Origin of the sequence: Shewanella litoralis (assembly GCF_009828585.1) — a bacterium.
Lineage (GTDB): Bacteria > Pseudomonadota > Gammaproteobacteria > Enterobacterales > Shewanellaceae > Shewanella > Shewanella litoralis.
Window position 1 is genome coordinate 60,803 of the sequence record NZ_WSRZ01000006.1, and the last position, 19,147, is coordinate 79,949.

The 19,147-nt window shown below is 41.6% G+C and carries 17 protein-coding genes; 4 read left to right on the plus strand and 13 right to left on the minus strand.

The genetic code is table 11. The features are described 5' to 3' along the window. The first annotated feature begins 44 nt into the window (after nucleotides 1-44). Complete coding sequence (gene metH / locus GQA99_RS07050; RefSeq protein ID WP_160053190.1) at nucleotides 45-3,761, plus strand: methionine synthase; 3,717 nt, start codon at nucleotides 45-47, stop codon at nucleotides 3,759-3,761. A 142-nt stretch (nucleotides 3,762-3,903) separates the two neighbouring features. Here the strand turns inward: metH and GQA99_RS07055 are convergent, their stop codons facing one another. The 13 genes from GQA99_RS07055 to pbpG all read right to left on the minus strand — a co-directional run bounded on the left by GQA99_RS07055 (nucleotide 3,904) and on the right by pbpG (nucleotide 15,955). Continuing rightward, on the minus strand, nucleotides 3,904-5,046 hold the full coding sequence (locus tag GQA99_RS07055; RefSeq protein ID WP_160053191.1) for a lipase family protein: 1,143 nt from the start codon (nucleotides 5,044-5,046) through the stop codon (nucleotides 3,904-3,906). Between the two features lie 30 nt (nucleotides 5,047-5,076). Next, nucleotides 5,077-5,742 (minus strand): DUF6795 domain-containing protein, encoded by a 666-nt coding sequence (locus GQA99_RS07060; protein WP_160053192.1) that lies wholly within the window; start codon nucleotides 5,740-5,742, stop codon nucleotides 5,077-5,079. A 309-nt stretch (nucleotides 5,743-6,051) separates the two neighbouring features. Further along, a complete protein-coding gene (locus tag GQA99_RS07065) occupies nucleotides 6,052-6,510 on the minus strand; it encodes a DUF3465 domain-containing protein (RefSeq protein ID WP_160053193.1) in 459 nt (152 codons plus the stop codon). A 5-nt stretch (nucleotides 6,511-6,515) separates the two neighbouring features. After that, entirely contained in the window at nucleotides 6,516-7,271 is a 756-nt protein-coding gene (locus GQA99_RS07070; RefSeq protein WP_160053194.1) for a Clp protease/crotonase-like domain-containing protein, read from the minus strand. Between the two features lie 299 nt (nucleotides 7,272-7,570). Further along, on the minus strand, nucleotides 7,571-7,993 hold the full coding sequence (gene trxC / locus GQA99_RS07075; RefSeq protein WP_160053195.1) for a thioredoxin TrxC: 423 nt from the start codon (nucleotides 7,991-7,993) through the stop codon (nucleotides 7,571-7,573). Between the two features lie 215 nt (nucleotides 7,994-8,208). Further along, entirely contained in the window at nucleotides 8,209-8,577 is a 369-nt protein-coding gene (locus GQA99_RS07080; protein ID WP_160053196.1) for a PH domain-containing protein, read from the minus strand. Nucleotides 8,578-8,673: 96 nt separating this feature from the next. Continuing rightward, entirely contained in the window at nucleotides 8,674-9,210 is a 537-nt protein-coding gene (locus tag GQA99_RS07085; RefSeq protein WP_160053197.1) for a type II secretion system protein, read from the minus strand. Between the two features lie 193 nt (nucleotides 9,211-9,403). Further along, complete coding sequence (locus tag GQA99_RS07090) at nucleotides 9,404-10,054, minus strand: YitT family protein (RefSeq protein WP_160053198.1); 651 nt, start codon at nucleotides 10,052-10,054, stop codon at nucleotides 9,404-9,406. Nucleotides 10,055-10,562: 508 nt separating this feature from the next. Then, nucleotides 10,563-11,849: an acetyl-CoA hydrolase/transferase family protein gene (locus GQA99_RS07095; protein ID WP_160053199.1), complete on the minus strand. Its 1,287-nt coding sequence runs from the start codon at nucleotides 11,847-11,849 to the stop codon at nucleotides 10,563-10,565. A 339-nt stretch (nucleotides 11,850-12,188) separates the two neighbouring features. After that, nucleotides 12,189-12,539 (minus strand): HopJ type III effector protein, encoded by a 351-nt coding sequence (locus GQA99_RS07100; RefSeq protein WP_160053200.1) that lies wholly within the window; start codon nucleotides 12,537-12,539, stop codon nucleotides 12,189-12,191. A gap of 203 nt (nucleotides 12,540-12,742) precedes the next feature. Continuing rightward, complete coding sequence (locus tag GQA99_RS07105; RefSeq protein WP_160053201.1) at nucleotides 12,743-14,041, minus strand: MDR family MFS transporter; 1,299 nt, start codon at nucleotides 14,039-14,041, stop codon at nucleotides 12,743-12,745. A 198-nt stretch (nucleotides 14,042-14,239) separates the two neighbouring features. Then, the gene (locus tag GQA99_RS07110) at nucleotides 14,240-14,884 is read right to left on the minus strand and encodes a cupin domain-containing protein (protein WP_160053202.1); all 645 of its coding nucleotides are present in this window, start codon (nucleotides 14,882-14,884) and stop codon (nucleotides 14,240-14,242) included. Nucleotides 14,885-15,046: 162 nt separating this feature from the next. Continuing rightward, complete coding sequence (pbpG, locus tag GQA99_RS07115; protein WP_160053203.1) at nucleotides 15,047-15,955, minus strand: D-alanyl-D-alanine endopeptidase; 909 nt, start codon at nucleotides 15,953-15,955, stop codon at nucleotides 15,047-15,049. A gap of 289 nt (nucleotides 15,956-16,244) precedes the next feature. Between pbpG and GQA99_RS07120 the strand changes: the two genes are divergently transcribed. The 3 genes from GQA99_RS07120 (at nucleotide 16,245) to rpiA (ending at nucleotide 19,113) form a co-directional block, all read left to right on the plus strand. Beyond that, the gene (locus tag GQA99_RS07120; protein WP_160053204.1) at nucleotides 16,245-17,564 is read left to right on the plus strand and encodes a hypothetical protein; all 1,320 of its coding nucleotides are present in this window, start codon (nucleotides 16,245-16,247) and stop codon (nucleotides 17,562-17,564) included. 11 nt (nucleotides 17,565-17,575) lie between these two features. Further along, nucleotides 17,576-18,388: a mechanosensitive ion channel family protein gene (locus tag GQA99_RS07125; protein ID WP_160053205.1), complete on the plus strand. Its 813-nt coding sequence runs from the start codon at nucleotides 17,576-17,578 to the stop codon at nucleotides 18,386-18,388. Between the two features lie 65 nt (nucleotides 18,389-18,453). Then, a complete protein-coding gene (gene rpiA, locus GQA99_RS07130; protein WP_160053206.1) occupies nucleotides 18,454-19,113 on the plus strand; it encodes a ribose-5-phosphate isomerase RpiA in 660 nt (219 codons plus the stop codon). Nucleotides 19,114-19,147: the final 34 nt, after the last annotated feature.

The following is a 19,147-nucleotide window of genomic DNA, read 5'->3' on the forward strand; positions in this document are numbered from 1 at the left end:
CAATCAAGGTATCAAGCAACATAGTGATAAAAAGGTAACTGTTTATGGCGAAGTCGACTTCTCACAGTCAAACACTTGAACAACTTAACGCATTGCTAGCAGAGCGTATTGTGATTTTAGATGGTGCGATGGGCACTATGATCCAAGATCATAAGTTGGAAGAAGAAGATTATCGCGGCGAACGCTTTAAAGATTGGCACTGCGATGTAAAAGGTAACAATGACTTATTGGTACTGAGCCAACCTGAATTAATTAAGGCTATTCATGTCAAATACCTGCTTGGCGGTGCTGACATTATTGAAACCAATACCTTTAACGCCACCACTATTGCCATGGCCGATTACGACATGCAAGCCTTGTCGGCCGAAATTAACCTTGAAGGCGCCCGTGTAGCACGCCAGGCTGCTGATGAAGTGGCCGCACAAACAGGTAGCCCACGTTATGTTGCTGGGGTGCTTGGCCCAACCAACCGCACCTGCTCTATTAGTCCAGATGTTAACGACCCCGGTTTTCGTAATGTCAGTTTTGATCAATTAGTTGAAGCCTATGTTGAATCCACCACTGCGTTAATTGAAGGTGGCGCCGACATTATTATGGTCGAAACCATTTTTGATACCCTCAATGCCAAAGCCGCATTATTTGCCATTGAAAAAGTGTTCGATCACATTGGTGAGCGCTTACCTGTGATGATCTCGGGCACCATTACTGACGCATCCGGTCGTACCCTGACCGGACAAACCACCGAAGCATTTTATAACTCGCTACGCCATATTAAGCCATTATCGATTGGCCTTAACTGCGCACTTGGCCCCAAAGAGCTGCGCCCATACGTAGAAGAATTATCACGCATTGCCGAATGTTATGTGTCTGCCCACCCCAATGCGGGCTTACCCAACGAATTTGGTGGTTATGATGAAACCCCAGAAGAAATGGCCGAAGTCATTAATCAGTGGGCTGAAGCAGGCATGCTTAATATTGTCGGCGGCTGTTGCGGCAGTACGCCAACTCACATTAGCGCCATCCGTGAAGCCGTGCTCAAGCATGACCCAAGACAGCTCCCCGACATTCCTGTCGCCTGTCGTTTATCTGGCTTAGAGCCATTAACAATCGATCACAACTCACTATTTGTTAACGTCGGCGAGCGCGCCAACGTCACTGGCTCGGCTAAATTTTTACGCTTAATCAAAGAAGAAAAATTTGAAGAAGCACTCGATGTGGTGCGCGAGCAAGTTGAAAACGGTGCACAGATTATTGATGTGAACATGGACGAAGGCATGCTCGACGGCGCCGCGTCGATGACCAAATTTTTAAATCTCATTGCCTCTGAGCCAGACATTTCCCGCGTGCCTATCATGATCGACTCATCAAAATGGGAAGTCATTGAAGCCGGCCTTAAATGCGTGCAAGGCAAGTCGATTGTTAACTCAATCTCGATGAAAGAAGGCGAAGAAGCCTTTATTAAACAAGCCACATTAGTGAAACGTTATGGCGCTGCGGCGATTGTGATGGCGTTTGACGAGCAAGGCCAGGCAGACACCCGCGCACGTAAAACTGAAATTTGTACCCGCGCATACCGCATTTTGGTTGATGTGGTCGGCTTTGCCCCAGAAGACATTATTTTCGACCCAAACATTTTTGCTATCGCGACCGGTATTGATGAGCACGACAATTATGCTGTCGACTTTATTGAGTCAATTAAAGACATTAAATCGACACTGCCACACGCCATGATTTCTGGCGGCGTATCGAATGTGTCGTTCTCGTTCCGCGGCAACAACCCTGTACGTGAAGCCATTCATGCGGTGTTTTTATATCATGCGATTCAAGCGGGTATGGACATGGGGATTGTTAACGCGGGTCAGTTAGCGATTTACGATGACATCGATAAAGATTTAAAAGACAAAGTCGAAAATGTGGTCCTTAATTTACCTTGCCCAGTGGCCGACTCAAGCAATACTGAGCAGCTACTCGACATTGCAGAGCAATATCGTGGCGACGGTTCACAAGTGGCTAAAAAAGAAGATTTAGCCTGGCGCAGCTGGCCGGTAAACCAACGTTTATCGCATGCCTTGGTTAAAGGGATCACCGAGTTTATTGACGAAGATACCGAAGCCGCACGCCTTGAAGCGACTCGCCCACTTGATGTGATTGAAGGGCCATTAATGGATGGCATGAACGTGGTTGGCGACTTATTTGGCGCCGGCAAAATGTTTTTACCGCAAGTGGTTAAATCAGCCCGGGTAATGAAAAAAGCCGTGGCCTATTTAAACCCGTATATCGAACTTGAAAAAGTCGAAGGCCAATCTAACGGTAAAATCTTAATGGTTACCGTAAAAGGCGACGTGCACGACATTGGCAAAAACATTGTTGGCGTTGTGCTGGCGTGTAATGGCTTTGAAGTATTCGATTTAGGTGTGATGGTATCGGTTGAGAAAATTCTCGACGCAGTTAAAGAGCACAATATCGATATTATTGGTATGTCAGGGCTGATCACGCCAAGTCTGGATGAAATGGTCCACAACGTGAAAACCTTCCACCGCGAAGGCTTAACCATTCCAGCCATTATTGGCGGTGCTACCTGCTCTAAAATTCATACCGCGGTGAAAATTGCCCCACATTATCCACACGGCGCCATTTACATTGCCGATGCTTCGCGCGCTGTGCCTATGGTGTCAAAACTGATTAATAATGACACTCGCCAAGCCACCATTGACGAAACCTACGCTGAGTACGACGTTATGCGTGAAAAACGCCTGTCGCAAACCAAGCGTAAAACCATCGTATCGATTGAAGCGGCTCGTGAAAACCGCTGTAAACACGACTGGGAAAGTTATACCCCATTTACCCCTAACGTACTGGGGCGTCAGGTGTTCGACGACTATCCGTTAGAAGACCTAGTGGAGCGTATCGACTGGACACCATTCTTTAGAAGCTGGGAGCTACACGGCCATTACCCTGAGATTTTAAACGACAAAGTTGTGGGCGAAGAAGCACGCAAACTGTTTGCCGACGGTAAAGCCATGCTAGAGACCATCATCAAAGAGAAATGGTTAACCGCCAAAGGCGTGATTGGGTTATTTCCTGCCAATACGGTTAATCATGATGACATTGAACTGTATACCGACGAAAGCCGCACCACAGTTGAAATGACCACTCATCATTTGCGTATGCAACTTGAGCGTGTGGGTAACGACAACTTCTGTTTATCTGACTTTGTTGCACCAAAAGACAGCGGCGTTGCTGATTACATGGGCGGCTTTGCAGTGACTGCGGGTCATGGCATTGACGAACATATCGCGCGTTTTGAAGCCAATCACGATGACTACAATGCCATTATGCTTAAGTGCCTAGCCGACCGTTTAGCTGAAGCTTTTGCCGAGCGTATGCACGAGCGTGTGCGTAAAGAGTTTTGGGGATACGCTGCCGATGAAGTGCTAGACAACGAAGCGTTAATTCGTGAACGTTATAAAGGTATTCGCCCAGCACCTGGTTACCCAGCTTGCCCAGATCATACCGAAAAAGGCTTGTTATGGGATTTACTCAAACCCGATGAAACCATCGATTTGAACATCACCGAAAGCTTTGCCATGTACCCGACCGCTGCGGTTTCTGGCTGGTACTTTGCCCATCCTAAATCGCGCTATTTTGGCGTGACTAATGTCGGTAAAGATCAGGTTGAAGATTACGCTAAGCGTAAAGGCATGAGCATGGCAGAAGCAGAAAAGTGGCTAGCGCCAGTGCTGGACTATGATCCAGAGTAGAGAGCTATCGTAAATTAAACATGACACAGAGTTAAAAAGATCCTGCTATACAGGATCTTTTTCTAAAATATGAACATAAAAACTTTAGACGATAAATAAAGTTTCAGCGACCAAAATTGATTATATTAAAATTCTAAGGTATTTATACACTTTTAAATGCTTTTTTAGCATTGTCATATAACCGAGCTAAAGTGATATCAAACACCCATTTTATGAATGAAAAAGTATACTTAATCACGGTAACAGCAGGTTTTCCTGCAAAAACAATCATATGGCCTAATAATCCTTTTAACTGATCTTCAAATCCAACAACATTTGCAAGATCACAAGCAAATTTTGCCATGAGATCATAAGCCGTAGCAATTGTTGTCCCACCAGCTTGTATTGCCGCAATCAATCCCGTACCACCACCATCAATGATAAGTGTCATTAAAGCAGCTGCAATTTTACCAGCCCAATGGGAAGAGTATGTCGTTTGTAATCTATTTTCATAATTAAGGATGACTCGCTGATACATTGAACCAGCGGTTTGACTATACATATCATCCCATTGCTCATAGTTAGTAGTATTAACATAACCTGGTGCAGTATCCATACTATGTGCTTTATGGTTTAAGCCTTGTTCTCTCACAGGTACATACTCACTACCATTAATGTGTACATGACAGAAAGGCCAAACTGGGACTTTAGGGACAGGATCAGAACCATGAACACAGCGATATACTTTGTCAATTCGAGCGCTACTTTTAATCGCAAAGTCTTTATAACCAACTCGAGGACAACCAAAGGTGTATAAATAAACTGTTTTATTATATTTAGTTTTAACCCAATTCGCGACTAAAGTCGCTAATGCACCACCTAAACTATGGCCAATACAATGGATAATACCTTGACTATTTAATACTTCAGGTTTATCTAAATATGTAGCTAATCCATCTCTAAAAGATTCAAATGTTGTTTGAAAACCGGTATGAACTAAGCTACCTGACTCATTACTTTTTGAGTGGGCGGTTATATCTGTTACCGCATCAGCTAAAGTATTGGTTCCTCGAATTGCGATTACATGGTCGCCTTTATGTTGCTGACTATGCCCTTGGCCAATGAGTAAAAAGCCTGTCGTTTCACGCCAAAAGAAACCACCTGATGATGCTTGCTGCACATTACTAAGATTGAACTTAAAATGTTTTTTAACATCGCGAGGTACATCTAAATTATTTGGAGTATCTTCGACATCATAAGCAAGTAACGCTAATCGAGAAGCGATTTTTGGAGAGATTACGCTCATATTTCATCCTTAAAATAATTAAGTTAAACTTTAATTAATGATATTGCTTTTTAAGTCATCAAAACTTTCAATTTCGTCTAGATTATCCCCATAATAAGTTGAGAATAATTCATCTTTCCAATAACATATCGAAACAACAGGTTGATCACGAATTAAACCAAACTGTGTTAAATCAACTTCATATTGCAATTCTTTATTTTGTAAATCAGCATTTAATTGCATTAAATACTGATTTAAATAGGGCACAGAAACCCAGTTCTTGCTTATCCTCCAAAGCCAATATGAAGCATCACCATCATTTTTTATCTCATCGCGATCTTTCTTAATAAATATATGTTGTTTCAAACGTGCATTTTGCCCAAAAATATTACCAGGGGCATTTGACTTAACTTTAACCTCGTTAAATGAAAACTCACCATTTGTATCGGTTAATGCATAGTCAATAATCGGTTTTCCCTTGTCATAGCCACCATAGGAGAGCTCTCTAATAATCTCTATACCCGAAACTGGAATGCCATTATGAGTAATACGGCCTTTCACAGGAGCCGATAACTCAACTTCATATCGTTTCATAAATCCGAACACAGTTTCATCTCCTTCAGGATAAGCATATGAAAAAAAAACGATTACAGATAAACATAACGAAACCGTAAGTAATAGAAAATAACGATATTTATCAATAATATTTTTTAACATCCTCCCAACCTTTTGCTCATTCGATAAAAAAATCAATCATAATATAGGGATTTAATAGAACACCCCAGCCTATTTAGAAACTAACTTTAACCAAAAAACCTATTGTTATCTATAGCCCTATTGGATGTAACAAGCACACTCAAAACATTCAATGTAGTAGTTCTATTCTTGTATGGACTTATAATATAAAACCCATGTGTTAATAAAATATTATCAAATTATGAGCTTAGTCATTGGCTAAATAATATTGCGGGTATTACGCCGAATGCTTTATCGCTACTTTTTCTTGTTGCATACCATTAAAGTAGTTTATTGATACACATTGCCATTGTGCTTCAACCAACCGCCTTGGTGCTTTCCGCGTGGATCGTGATGAGTCCAGTGGATAACGCCGCCTTTGTTATTAAACTCATACACACCGTAAAACTCGACGTTATCGCCAACATTTAGGCCGTCTATACGTGATGCTAAATCGATATTATGGGCAACAAGTAAGGTACAGCCACTGGCTATTTTCAAAATAAACCGTTGATGGCGACTACCTTTTAGATCATCTGACAGTACTTTTATAACATCACCAGAACCCGCCACTTGAACTTTGCTCTGCCGATTATCAATGGCATTTTGTAAAGCGCTGTTGCTGGCACTATCACTGGCAACGGTATCAGCCGCGAAAACGTTTTGTACTATTTGGGTGGTTTGAACGTTTTTGTCTAAATAGCCAAATAACGCGATGGCGAGTAAGCCAATGAGCAGTATTTTTTTCATGATTATCAAATCCCTTGCGATAACAAGCCAATCTTTTCTTGTTCTAAAATCTTACTATGTTGAATTAACAACAAGTCTAATACCTCAGGCGATAAACTAAATATTTGCACTACGTACTCACCAGATGCTGAGTGGGTTGCTTGCTCACCTTCATAAGTAATGTGTAAGCCTAATCGCTTTAAGGTTTTCTGATCATAACTAAATAACTGCGCGTCTCTTTTATCGTGTAACCCTGGCATCATGCCTATCACCGTCACAATCTGATTCACCTTTACCTTGTTGAAAAAGTCGAGCTCGGCTTGCTGCCACCTAGTCAAGGTGTCATTCGCACCTTTGCGCAACCTCTTGTTAGTAGGTTGGTTATTAAAATTCGGGAGATAAATCGGTTGTAATGCACCGCCATGCCAACCCAATAGGCCACCTTGTTTGACCGTAACATCATTACTGGCTGTAGCAATATAATTAGCACAAGATGATGCGCAGATTTTGTCTACTATCACCTTTAGCTTGTATTGATATACCAGCTCACCAAATCGAATGCCTGCGAATACTTCACCGCCACCACTATTGATGATCAGTGATTCTATTTTTGTTGGGCTATTAGTTATAAGCTGTTCAAAAGAGGCGACATTATCAGCGGTGATTTCGCCACTATAAACAATTGTGTTTGCTGAGAGTGGATCTATTACCACACTGAAAGGTTCTGGCTGGCTTGCACATCCAGTTAAGGTGAGTAGTAAAACGACAAGTAAATTACGCATTCATATTCCATTATGATGTTGAGTTAAGGATAAATTATCATGAATAACTGCTTTTACGTAAATTTATAAACATTAAAAATAACAGATTTAGTTATTAATATTATGGCTAACAGCCGATATCATTGTGACGCTTAACTCACTGTAAATACCCAACAGTATGGCTAGTGCCAGCAATGCTTCTGAGACTCATAGGTTATGTAAATTCATACTCAGTGGTATTCAGATTACTCATTAAAAAACGCGATATATTATCGCGTTTTTTTATGACTAACTCTGTGCAGCTTTACAAACGGTAGTGCTTATTTCAGCGACTCTAACCATTGATTAAACGATGAAGCAGGCATAGCGCCAGATTGCTGCGCAATAACTTTGCCTTGTTTAAATACCATCAAGGTTGGGATAGAACGAATATTAAACTGCGCGGCTAGGGCTTGTTGCTCTTCGGTGTTGAGTTTGCCAAAACGGAATTTGGGTTCCCATTTTTTAGCGGCTTGGGTAAACACAGGCGCAAAGCTTTTACACGGACCGCACCAACTGGCCCAAAAGTCGACGACTAATGGCAATTCAGATTTATTAGCATGGTGGGCAAAATTAGCCGCGGTTAACTCTATCGGTTCACCAATAAACACAGGCTTTTTACAATGACCACAGGTTGGTTGCTGCTCAAGACGTTCATCTGGGACGCGATTTAGGGTATCGCAATGTGGGCAAGCGATTATCATGATATGACCTCATCAACTTCATTATTGAGACGATTAAATCATAAACTAAGTTGAGGCGAAGAACGATGATTCATTGATATTTCTCATTAGCATTTTTCGTTAGATTTTTCGTTAACATATGATGACTTACAACCACACGCGCCCCTGATTCAGCATCATTTGCACAATCGCCTCATGAGCCGCACAGATAACCTACATCCTGTCACCTAAGCAGCTTACAATAAATAGCTCGAAATTATTTTTGATATTTCCAACATTGAAGACTTACCCGTGAACTCAAATTTCACTTTGCCGATGGCCGAGAAATAGATTTCTAATTCAGAATCAAGATCAAACGTGCCTGACGTTTCGATCGAATAAGCGACAATGTTTTTGTAAGGCAAAGAGGTAAAGTCTTTTTTGCTGCCTGTAATGCCTTGAACATTAACTGCAATAATTCGCTTATTGGTAAAAACCACACCGTCTCGCATCGTTTTATATGAATCGACTATTCGTTCATCATCTAGCAGTAAATCCTTCACTTTTTCTGCAAAATCAGGGTTTTGCTTAAGCTTAAAAAAGCCTTTATTATTAAAATCGATCATAAAACATCCTTTTTATATAAAACATTATCCGCAATGATTATTGTCTTCTCAACACAAAATCTAAGCAGGAAACCAGAGAACTTGCACTTAATACCATTAACACCCAGAAGTCACAGAAGTAATCTCAGGTTCGCCAGCACTCTTCCAGTGGTATTGGAAATAACAACTGGTTGCGATAACTTCAGTTGAGGTGGGTTCTGCAACATCCAGTACCGACTTAGGGGCAGCTACTACGGCATAACTGCCGCTTGATACATAAATTCGATACGACCATTCATCCATATCCAGGCTTGCCGCCTCAAAAATTTCAGATGACGTGGTGTAATCAGCATTAAAACCACTACCACTGGCATTCGCGGCAGCGGCCCAAGGTTGATAATTACTGCCTTTAACACCCGAAAACTCAACGGTGTCAGTCATCGCACTGCCAGAAGTTAAGGTTTTAGTTTTAAATAATGTTACTGCGGTTTTAATCGAGCCAACAGCTCCATTAATTGCTGCTATGTGGGCATCAGTCTTTAAATTGATAAACTTAGGCGCTGCTACAACAGCCAAAATACCTAAAATAATAATCACTACGACCAACTCAATCAGCGTAAAACCTGTTTGGCGTGGAGCTGCCAATTTATTCATATTGCGATACACCCTCAATACCCATTAACGATTAACAAGCCATAAAATAATTAGATTAATTATTCTAATTCGATTTTCACACATAATCACATGAAATCATGAATAAAAACCACATAATGTGACATAAACTAATGACTGTAATTGCACCAAAGTAACTGAGTGGTTAAACATAACGGTGAATATGTTGTTTGATTTACGCTTTTTCTGGGTTTAAAACTACAGTATTTTTCGGCTTTTTAGGTTCAACATATGCCTGGTAACGGCCGGGCTTATGATTAATGGCAATTAGCACATTTAACATCGCTGCGCCCATTACCGACAAGAACACCACCTCGACAGGGAACATCAGCAACGATGAGCTTAAAATAATAGTGTCTATTAATAAGCCAAAATTACCGGCGCGAATTGAATACTTATTTTGCAGATACAGCGCCAAAATACCCAAACCACCTAAGCTTGATTTATGCCTAAACATAATCAGCATCCCTACTCCAATCAACATTCCACCTACCGTTGCAGCAAATACAGGATGGACATTATCAATATGAATAAATAGCGGCATGTAATCTGTCATTACCGAAATAATCGATACAGAAATGAAGGTATTGATGGTGAAACGCTTTGATAGCTTGGTCCATGCAATATAATAAAACGGCACGTTAACGATAAAAAATAACATCCCAAAACTTAACGATGTTAGGTGCATCCCTATGATAGCTAAGCCAGCAGTACCGCCAGTGATAAGTTGATTACTGTTATAAAGCGTTACGCCTAACGACACCATTACACCTGCACAAAACAAAGCCATAATGTCTTCGTAAAAACGGTGTGATGGGAATGGCATATCATTTATATCCTTCTTTAACCAAAGCGTTAATAGCATTAACGCAAAGCTTGGGTTAGTACTTAGACTTAGATTAGTGCTGAGCAGAGACACAACATCTTAAAGGCGCGCAGTTTACAGAAACACTGTAGATTTAACAGTGAATAAAACAAGACAAATGATGAATAATAAGCCAACATCGTACACAAAACTTTACATGTGATATGCGACAGTAAATAAAATGATACGCAGATGTTATTTATCAAGTGATAAGCAGTACAAAACTATGTCTCAACACATAGTTAGGGTGTGAATTGCGACATACGCAATGAATGTAAAATTATTTGTCGTGATAGATCAACAACGACTCAATATAGCAGCCTTGTACATGACATAATTCAAACAAAGCCAACAATAAACCTGATGAGTTACATCAATAAAAATGCAGAATGATACGCCACTAAAAACTTTAAAAACAACAAGATAATCCAACTTAAAAACCAAGCCTAACAATAGCCACTCGCGAGAGTTAAACCCTAAGTTGCCACATTTCAAATGCTTCTTGGCACAGTTGTTCTCTAAACTTAGGATGAGCAATATCAATGAGCGCGCGGGCACGTTCTCTTAACGATTTAGCGCGTAAATATGCACAACCATACTCGGTAACAATATAATGGACATGCGCACGAGTGGTCACAACGCCAGCTCCCGGAGAGAGCACAGTCGCAATCCGCGAGACGGTGCCGTTAGCAGCAGTACTAGGAAGAGCAATAACAGAACGACCACCTTCCGACAGCCCTGCTCCTCGAATAAAGTCCATCTGCCCGCCCACGCCTGAGTATATTTTTGTTCCTAAAGAATCGGCACAAACCTGACCCGATATATCAACTTGTAGCGCAGAGTTGATCGACATGACATTGGGGTTTTTACGAATAATGGCAGTGTCATTCACTTGCTCAATGTCCATGAAAATCACTGACGGATTATCATCGACAAAATCGTAAAGCCGTTGGCTACCGAGTGCAAAACCAGTTACGGTTTTACCTGGATGCACTTTTTTAAGGCTGTTATTTATCACCCCTAACTCAACGAGATTCAACACACCGTCTGAAAACAACTCAGTGTGTACGCCTAAGTTTTTATGCTGTGTTAAGCACGACAACACCGCATCTGGAATAGCGCCTATGCCCATTTGTAAACAATCACCATCGCGCACCAAGGTGGCAACATGCTGACCAATGGCCTGACTGGTTTTATCACTCGAATCAATAAAATGTTGTGGCAATGGCATGCTCTGTTCAAAAACGGCAGCGAGCTTGTTGTAGTGAATAAACCCATCACCATGAGTGCGGGGCATCATAGGGTTAATGTGGGCAATAATTTTACCTGCCACCTGGCAAGCCGCCAGTGTGGCCTCGACCGAAATCCCTAAAGAACAAATACCGTGTTTGTCTGGCGGGGAGACTTGAATAATAGCCGTATCAATTTTTTGCTCACCAGATCGAAACAGCTTAGGCACTTCAGACAAGAAAATGGGCACATAATCAGCTTCACCTTGCTGTAAAAGCTCACGCGTTGGCGCGCCACCAAAATAGCAGCGATGACGAATATGCGGTTTTAAATGTGCGGCGCTCAATGATTCTGCCCGCTCAGTATGCAACTGTAACAAGGTTAACCCCTGCTTTGTTAAAGCATGCTGCGCAAGCGCATCGAGCAAAACCTTTGGCGTGGCCCCCATCGAATGAGTCCATAAGGTTTCATTGTTTTCTATTAACGAAACCGCTTCTAACGCACTTTGGCAAATAATGGGGGTCATCGATATAACTCAAGGTAATTAAGTTACTTGTAGTGTAAGGAGGAACATCAACATTTAATAGTTTTTAGCGTAAAGTCTCAGAGCTAAAAGCAACAGTTGCGAATGATATCAATCAAATGAATTATTTGAGAGGTCTGCCACAAAGCAGCAAATGATGATTCACCGCAACAACGCTATGCAGTAAGCAATGAACCAAACAGGTGAAGGGAAATAATAAAAACGTGTTAACCACCACAGCCATGAAAATACCACACTGCAATTTGCGACAGAAACGGACAACCTACAATTGAGTGAGCCTAAACCAAGTAGTCTCAAACGCAGCTCACTCAAACTAGCAACCTATTTTGATGTTAATGCCAATTGTGAAAACAAAATCCCATCCCAGCCATGTTGCATAAATTGGCGAATATTTTGATGATCATCACCCTGCGGTGTAGCAACCACATCACGATAATGTTGACCAAATAATGTTAATGTTTGCTGCGGTGTTAATTGCTGGATTTGCCCAAAAGCAAACACCTTACAAGAACCAGAATTCTGCCCGGCATCATTTAATTGGTCGCCATTTTTAAACGCGCTTGGGGTAAAATCGAAATGCGCATCAATTAATGCCATAGTCTCTTCAAAACGCAGATCATCTGCTCGATCATCTAACGATGTTATAAATTCATTCACTTGTTTTACAGACATAAACGTTACCCTACTTCATCAACATAATGGGCAAAACAATAACAAAATAGCGGCCGTTTCTATAGTGAAAAAACTGAATATATAAACCAACATTATTAAATTCGCAAAAGCTTATGTAGCGAACGTTGAGATCACTTGATTTGCGATACGGTTAATGGGAAATTAACTGACGAATTAAACATCACGGCCTTAAATACAACATATTATTCCCGTTTCATTGCGGCAAAATCTGGCCGTGGTAACGTTTCCAACATGTTGTATAAATAAATCACCACCAACGACAATATTGCACCAATGATAAACAACCAATAGCCACCTAAATGATCCAGTATGATCCCACCGCCCAATGGTGCAATCGCAAAGCCCACTTCATAAAATGACGACGCCCCAAAATAAGCCCCGCGTAAATGTTTAGGAGCAAGGCGATCGATATGTACATTCATAGTCGGGAATAAAATGGTTTCAGCTAGGCTCATAACAACAACTGCACCAATCCACCCCCAAAATAAATCTATCGGGTTATAAGCGAGCCAAACTTGTGAAGCCATCAGCAACACTAACCCAAACTGAATACGATGAATTAAACTGTAACCCGCCATTAAACGCAGTAATAAAAATTGGGTCGACACAATCACTAACGCATTGGTAAAAATCATCGCTGAGATGAGCTGTAATAAGTCAGGAGCGTTAGCACGGGTGAGATATTGAATTAACGAACTGTCCATTTGAGCATAAATAAACATACACAAAATATTAGCAAAAATAAGGCATTGCAAAAGCTTATCTTGCAATAAAATCGCGACGACTTGTTGGCGACTTACATGGGCCGGTTTACGTTTAACGGCTGCGACAGGGTCGCCCATGGTAGGTATAAGTTCATCTGGCACTTGCTCAATCGTGCCATTAACGCCTTGTGTAGCCTGGTGTGCAAACCCCCAATATAACAGTAATATCAATACCGCAAATGCGGCGGCTGTAATGTAAAAACTCGATTGCTGCCCCGTTAAACCTAACCACATACCCAGCATAGGGCCGACTGCGCAGCCAACGTTAACAATAAAGTACAGTGACTGCATTGCTAGCTCACGGGTTTGTGGATCGTCAATAATATCGCCGATGGTGGCAGAGGTAAGCGGTCGCCATAATGAGGTGGCAATAGAACACAGCGTCATCACAATGGCATAGCCGTTAACAGAGTCAACTTCGGCCAAGAGTGAAAATGAAATAATGTACAAAATGCCGGTAAGGTACATGAGTTTTTGACGACCAATTCGGTCTGATAATGCACTGCCAATAAAGCTAGTGAACACTGCAATAAATGCAGCACAAGACAAAACCAGGCCAACTTCAGTTGCACTTAAGGCAAATTTTTCATACAAAATGACCGCCAAAAATGGCCACACCATGAAATAACTTCCGCGGGTGATAAACGAACCAAACAACAAAATCCACATCAACCGAGGAAATTGCTTAAACCGCGCTATAGAGACATCGCTGTGCACTTTTTATCCTTAAAGAGTGACGCTGAAATAAATGATGACAGGCAAAGTTGATTAGGTTTTGTAAAACCGCTTAATGCTTTAATCGTATCGAAGTTAATGACATTGAGCCACCATTAAAATGCGCCAGACTAGGCGCATTAACTCGGAATATGGGCAACGATACTAAATAACCTGATGTCAGGACAACAAAGAGTGAACTTACAAATGCCCCACTTTGACTAAAATCACCGTGTCTTGTTCAACATATGGATTATGCTGACTTAAATGCGGACTGCGGATCCAGGTACCGGCAGGATAATGACCCAGCTCATCGATAAACTCTCCGCTAATGACATAGATTTCTTCACCGCCAAAATGACGATGCGGCTGAAAATGTGCGCCAGCGGGCCACTTCACTAATGCAGTAGATTCAGTACCATGTTGGTGTAGCGGCATAACTTGCAACTGGCCCTGCCCCTGCAACCACGGTGTTTCATTGGTATTAATAGCCACTTGTTGTGAGTCTGTAGGTTGAAACTGATGCAGCTTAACCAACAACGTACAACCTTCGACACTAAACGGCGCATGGACAAAGCCTTCAGGATTGCGTAAGTAGGTGCCCGCCGGATAATCGCCGGTTTCGTCAGAAAACACCCCATCAAGCACTAAAATCTCTTCACCTAATGGATGAGGGTGCGTGTTAAATTTAGCGCCTGCTTCATATTTAACAATACTGGTTGCATGGCCGCGTTCTGCTTCTTCGCGAGCAAGGCGTTTACGTAAAACCCCTGCTGCTGGGCTATTTTGCCATTCCATATCATGGGTATTTATCACCACTCGCTGACTAAAGTCCATATTCAACATATTGATACCTCACATGCTATTAATGGCGACAGTGTAAGGCTTTCGCAATGGATAAAAAAGTAGGTACTTTTGGGTACCTACTGCTGGCTAACGACAGCGTATCAATAAAAAAGCCCATTCAATATCAATAAATGGGCTTAAATGGTGGTGTAATTTTAATAATTAAATACTGTTATGTTGAATCGCTTGACGCTGTTTTTTATAGGCTTTAGCCGACGCAGGTATCGTCGTTGTTCGGCCTGTTTCTAACCAGTTTTTTAATCGGTTCGCATCGGCCATGTGGGTGTATTTACCAAATGAGTCCAGTACTACAAATGCGACTTTGCGCTTGTTCATTTCGGTTAACATCACTAAACAATGGCCTGCTTTATTGGTAAAACCGGTTTTAGTTAAGGCAATATTCCAATTGTCTTTAAACACTAACTTATTGGTGTTTTGAAAATCTAACGCATAGCGTGGAGATTCAAAATAGACATGCTTTTTCATGGTTGAACTTAACTTGCCTAGCAATGGATAACTTTGACTCGCTTTTAGTAACAAAATAAGGTCGTTAGCGCTTGAAATATTATCGGCAGATAAACCGGTTGGCTCAACATAGCGAGTGTTTTTCATCCCCAATGCCGCGGCTTTATCATTCATTGCTTTTACGAAATATTTAAAACCGCCAGGATAATGGTGTGCAAGCGAAGTCGCCGCCCTATTCTCTGACGACATTAACGTTAATAACAACATCGTTTCACGAGTCACCACACTGCCTAAACGCACTCGTGAATACACATTGCGCATCACGGGCGAGTCGGTAATTTTCACCGATATTTTCTCATCTAATGGGAGCTTGGCATCTAATGTCACCATTGCCGCCATTAATTTTGTGACCGAAGCAATAGGAACGGGTTGGTTAGGGTTGCTGGCATACAGCACTTCATTGGTGGTTAAATCGACCAGCATCGCACTACTCGACGCTAATTCTTGTTGAGGTTTGTTTTGCACTGCCTGAGCAGCAAAGGATACTGCGCTATTAAGCGAAGTAGCACACAATAAGGTGCAGGCAAAAAGGAAACGAAGCTTCATCACTCTCACTTGAAAAATTAGACTCTCTATTTTGCTGAGTATACGATAAAGGATTAGTCCGACAATAGATAAATACTACTTTCTAATAGGTTTTTAGCTATTTATTAACATAGATCAAGTGTTCAAATTCAGCCTTGGCTAATATTCACGCAATTTAGGCTGTTAGCGAGCTAAAGCGATGTGAACAAAGCCTGTATGACGAGTCTGAATGATGGACCAAATACCGCTTTTGTTAGCTTCATGTTAAGATGAAATAAATCGTTAAAAAGAAAGTAAAAAGAGAGTGTAAATGGACATTAACTTGCGTTTTTTTAGCCGATTAAGCCAATGGTTCACTGATTTTATGGCCCCAAAAAGTGCCTTAAAATCTGAATCCGATGATGCGCAACAAGGGCTTATTTCACTCAAAACCATTGCCAATCAATATCCGCTCAATATGGGGCAAGGTCAACTACAGCAAGTTCTCCCGCTACGCCCGTTCTATTCAACAGAGCGCTTTATAAACCGCCAGTCGCAACTGACGCAAATGCGCGATGTGATTAGCCTGTGGCGCAATCATCATGGTGAAGTGAGTGCGATTGTAGCCCCTGCCGGTGCAGGCTTATCGGCATTTTTAGGTCATATGCCGATATTATTGCAGCAAATTCGCGACGACAGCGAAAACACGCCGTCACCGCAAGCAAAATCACTGCCCGATAAATGGTTAATAATGAGCTTCTATCAGGCACCGTTGAGTGCTATCGAAGCCATTAAAAATGTATGTCATTGCTTTAATATCGCCCCACCATCGACCATAACAGACAGCAGTATCACCGAAACCATTTATGCCATTAATCAACAAACACCGCAGCTCATCATTATTGATGACCTGCACAAGTTAATGTTGAGAATGATGGGAAACAATCAAGCCTTAGTCACCTTTGCCACTATTATTATGGAAACCCGCAAACACCACTGCTGGATTTTAGGCTGTGAAAAATACGCCTGGCAGCGACTCAGTGCGCAATATCAAATCACCCATTTTATTAAACATGTGATTACCTTTGACTACTTCAATGCAAACGATTTAGCCCATATGCAAACACAGCAATTGGTTGCCCTAGGCCTAATCAGCAACGACTACCTGGATAAAATCGATGACGCAGCGAATGAGCCAACTCAAAAATCGTCAACTCCAGACAAAGAGGCCGTTAATCCTTATGATGACCAATTAAAGCAGTTACACACTATTAGCCAAGGTCATCCCAAATTAGCGACTCTACTACTGCATTATTCACTAGCTAATCAAGACGAAATCTCATCAGAGAACCACCATCAAACCGACATTTGTAAAATTAACTCCTCAGCGTTACAGCTATGCCAGGATAACGACCTTTTTTCATTAGCAGAAATTTACGTTCACGGTGGCTTAAAGGTTGAGCAACATGCACATATTTTTGCCCAAACCATTGAACAAAGTAGCCTACAGCTAAGCTATTTAGCTCGTCACGGCTTGATTATCGCCCAATACTCGCAACAAGATTTTGCCCAGCACTTTTACTTTATTACCCCAACATTAAGCAAAATTATCGCCAGCTATTTGGTCAACAACAATAAACTGTTTAATTAAGCGAGGCGAAAATGGACGATTCACGCAAAGCATTACAAGCATTTTTAGACATCATTTCATTTGATCGCATTTTAAGCATTTTATTACTGTGCTTAATCGCATGGTTGTTTTTAGTTTTAGTGCAATTTTGTCTCAACCAACTCAATAATAAGCTGCCGAAATACCGCTTAATTTGGAATAGATCATACCCATTTGTGCGCCTATTTGTGTGGCTGTGCGTCATCATCTACTCAATTGTTGGCATTATTGACCCGCATGAAAACTTAATTTTAGCCGTGGTTGGCTCAATCAGTATTGTGGTGGGTTTAGCGACGCAAGAGCCGGCAAAAAACATGATAGCTGGGTTTATCATTATGCTTAACCCGCCTTATCGGGTCGGTGACATGGTCACACTGGCAGGCCATTATGGCGAAGTCATAAAGCTTGAATGGAGCGTAACCTGGCTGCGTACCTTTGACGACAATACCGTGATGGTCCCTAATGCCGAAGCCTTAAAAACCGCAGTATCGAATGCCAACAGCGGCGCATTAGATGAAATGGTGGTGGTTAAGTTTACTTTGCCTATGCATGTCGATCACAAAAAAGCCATTGCTCTAGCCCGTGAAGCCACACAATGCTCACCTTATACTTTTTTAAATAAGCCTATTATTGTCAATTTAGGTAACGAATATGACTTAGGCGATTTTTTACAAACCATTACAGTAAAAGCTTACGTGATGGATGTACGCCTAGAGAAAAAGTTTATGAGCGACATTAACATAAGAGTATTAAGCGCATTTAAAAATGCCCATTTTTATGATGAACAGCAAACGCCAACACCTTAATTTGCGCTATAATCGCGCCAATTAGCATAGTAACGACAGATTATTTAGCATTGGGGAATACCAAAATGACACAAGATGAAATGAAAAAAGCCGCCGGCTGGGCTGCACTACAATATGTCAAAAAAGACACCATAGTGGGTGTTGGCACCGGCTCGACAGTCAATCACTTTATTGATGCACTTGCGACAATGAAAGATGACATCGAAGGTGCGGTATCAAGCTCTGAAGCATCAACCAAAAAACTCAAAGAATTAGGCATTGAAGTATTCGATTTAAACAGTGTTGACATGATAGATGTTTACGTTGATGGCGCAGATGAAATCAACGACCGTATGGACATGATTAAAGGCGGCGGCGCGGCATTAACTCGCGAAAAAATTGTTGCAGCTGTGGCTAAACAGTTTATTTGTATTGTCGACAACACTAAGCAAGTATCGATTTTAGGGGAGTTCCCGCTGCCTGTTGAAGTGATTCCGATGGCGCGCTCTTATGTGGCACGTGAATTAGTCAAACTTGGCGGTGACCCAGTGTATCGTCAAGGGGTTGTGACCGACAACGGTAACGTAATTTTAGACGTCTATAACATGCAAATTTTAGATCCTAAAGTGATGGAAACTAAGATTAATGCCATTGTTGGTGTCGTCACTAACGGCTTATTTGCTAACCGCGGTGCAGACGTATTACTGGTTGGCACGCCAGATGGCGTCAATACCGTCACCTTGTAAGTTCATATCAATATCTAAATGAAAATGGCCCAGC